Source organism: Microcystis sp. M53598_WE2, from assembly GCF_030067735.1.
GTDB classification, from domain to species: domain Bacteria; phylum Cyanobacteriota; class Cyanobacteriia; order Cyanobacteriales; family Microcystaceae; genus Microcystis; species Microcystis aeruginosa.
Genome location: NZ_JASJFE010000644.1, coordinates 1 through 2561 on the forward strand (window position 1 = coordinate 1; position 2561 = coordinate 2561).

At 44.8% G+C, this 2561-nt stretch carries 4 protein-coding genes and 1 tRNA gene; 1 reads left to right on the forward strand and 4 read right to left on the reverse strand.

The annotated features are described in order from the left end of the window. Positions 1-117 precede the first annotated feature (117 nt). The 4 genes from PX636_RS13045 to PX636_RS13060 form a co-directional block, all read right to left on the reverse strand. Positions 118-1365 carry a glutamate-5-semialdehyde dehydrogenase gene (locus PX636_RS13045; RefSeq protein ID WP_002798032.1) on the reverse strand — a complete coding sequence of 416 codons (1248 nt, stop codon included), beginning with the start codon at positions 1363-1365 and terminating at the stop codon, positions 118-120. 10 nt (positions 1366-1375) lie between these two features. Next, positions 1376-1783 carry a hypothetical protein gene (locus PX636_RS13050; protein ID WP_012266165.1) on the reverse strand — a complete coding sequence of 136 codons (408 nt, stop codon included), beginning with the start codon at positions 1781-1783 and terminating at the stop codon, positions 1376-1378. A gap of 171 nt (positions 1784-1954) precedes the next feature. After that, positions 1955-2026 (reverse strand) — tRNA-Gly (locus PX636_RS13055). A gap of 18 nt (positions 2027-2044) precedes the next feature. Next, positions 2045-2377: a hypothetical protein gene (locus PX636_RS13060; protein WP_012266164.1), complete on the reverse strand. Its 333-nt coding sequence runs from the start codon at positions 2375-2377 to the stop codon at positions 2045-2047. 91 nt (positions 2378-2468) lie between these two features. Between PX636_RS13060 and PX636_RS13065 the strand changes: the two genes are divergently transcribed. Continuing rightward, a partial coding sequence (locus PX636_RS13065; RefSeq protein ID WP_155119265.1) for a helix-turn-helix domain-containing protein occupies positions 2469-2561 on the forward strand: 93 nt, incomplete at its 3' end.

The window sequence follows — 2561 nt, forward strand, 5'->3', positions numbered from 1 at the left end:
CACCCCACACCCCACACCCTGTCCCCACGAAAAACTTTTTCAGCAGACCACTAACTATAACTTAAGAGCAAAATAGCCGATTTTTTAGCTAACTTAACAATACCCAGTTCACCAAAACTACCCCTGCACCACCTGTTTAAGGGTGGTAAAGGTTTCTAGGTTGATTAACCCCCGGCGCTGGCCTTTTTGGTTGGAAATGCCCAAAAATACCGATTCTCCCTGTTTGGGATTGCGATCGAATCGGGGTGAAGAATTGATATAAACTAAAGCACTATCAGACTCCATGGCGAATTGACGACTTTCTCGATAGGATTCGGTGACAATACAATCGGCATGACCGCTACTATACTTATTAATCCAAGCGATCGCATCAGTTAGGGTATCCACTAACCTAAAGGCCAGCTTTTTTTCTAAATAGGGTCTTTGCCAATCATTATCGGTAGCAATGGTTAAATGTTCCGGAAAATCCGCCGCTAATCGGGTATCTCCCCGCAATTTAAAGCCTTTTTCCTGCAAACTTTTAAACAAACGACTTAAAGTCGAAGAATTCTGATGGGGACTAATTAAAACTTTTTCGATCGCGTTAACCGGATCGGGTATGCTGCCATGACTATCGATAATTACCTGACGGGCTAACTCCAAATCGCCACTAGGAGACCAATACAAATAACAGTTTCCCATGGCCGCGCGCAAAACGGGAACCGTGGCCAATTGACTCACCTGACCGATTAAACTAGGGCGACCGTAGGGAATAATCAAATTAACATAATTTTCCTGCGTCACCAACTCCTCTAGGGAGGGACTAGAATCACAGGGTAAACCACTAACACAATCCACCGGTAAACCCACATCTTCCAATGCTTCTTGGATAATTTCCGTAATCACTCCATCGGAATGACTAGAGGCATTGGAACCGCGAATAATCAAACTATTGCCACTTTTTAGGGAAAATCCCGCCGCTACCATCGCTAATTCGGGAAAACCTTCATAGACTAAGGCAATCACTCCTAAAGGCATCCTTTGGCAATAGGTTTGGGACGGATTAAGTTGATAGGCCGCGTTAATTACCTGTTGCAGCGGATCCGATGCTTCCGCTAGTTGTTGCAATACCTCCACCGTCGTCTCTAAACGTTCGGGAGTTAACCGTAACCAGCGAATCATTTGTTCTGAGACGGCCATCTCTCGACTGACCTCTAAATCGAGGGTATTGGCTTCTAAAATGCGATCAAAGCCAGTTTTAATGCCATTAGCGATCGCGATTACCCCGCGATTTCTTTCGTTGCCATTGAATTGACCCAGATCCAGAAAAGCATTGTATGCTTGCTTAAAGATCGTCGGGGGGGTTTTGGGGGAACTTTCGATCATAGATTCTTGTCTAGCGTCGATAGGCTAACCAAAAGATGAATGCGGGCAAAATAACTAATAGCATAACTAGAATTGCCCCAAAAATCACGCTTACCCCCGGCGGTGATTTCAAGATTAACGGTAGCCAGACGACCGATAATAACAGAATTATCCCCATCATCAGGGGCAAGACTCCTTCCCCAAGACGCTGATTCGTACTCACCCAACGAAATCCCGTCCAGCGCCAAGTGCGTTTATAGGGATAGTGGGGGGCTAATTGTTCGATAATTTGGCCGTTTTCCTGTACCACAAATATCTGTTGACAGCGATCGCAGCCAAAGGCATCGGTCAATAAAATCGGGCATAATGTCCCTTTCCGACGACAGGGACAAGGATAGTCTTGGTGTTGGTCGATTTTGGTATATTTATGCGGTCGCACAAGCTAAATTTTTGTTTATAAACGGTTGTTTTTAGTCGCTCGTGGTCAATGGCTAAGGTATTCAATGGTTGCCCAAAATCCTCAACCCTATTGCTCACGGGTAATTCCCATCTTAAGGGATATCCCTAAATTATTCATCCTGACCTTAAGGTATATTTCAAGATTTTTTCAAGCGGGCAACGCGATTCGAACGCGCGACATTCACCTTGGCAAGGTGACGCTCTACCACTGAGCTATGCCCGCAAGCCGTTTTTTTCACACTTACCTGAGTATGCCAAATCTCAGAGCATTTGTCAAGTAGTTTGGAGCATTTTTTGACAATGATTCATCTTCCGGCAAGTCCCCCAAACCCGTGATAGCTTCGAGAACTACTTCTATCTTAGCCTGTAGTCGGTTGAACTGATGTGCCAAGCGATCAAAGCGCTTGTCAATGGCGGCGAATTTTTCATCTATATGCCGTTCCATAGCGTCAAAAGCTGCCGTAATCCGCCCCTCTGGTTCTAAATCTAATTCCAGAGTCTTGATTCTCTCGACAGCGTTGACTAATTGCCGTCTGAGTTGGTTAATATATTTGTTCTGTTCAGCTTCGCTCATCGAAAATTTTGGGTCTGAAACCCCGTCGTTCTAGGTTGGCTTTACTGTTAAATATTAGCGCATTTACAAAATATATGCTAAAACGTGAGACATGGAAAAAGCCTATTCTTACCGATTTTACCCCACACCCGAACAAGAGTCGCTATTGCGGCGCACTTTGGGCTGTGTAAGATTGGTTTACAAC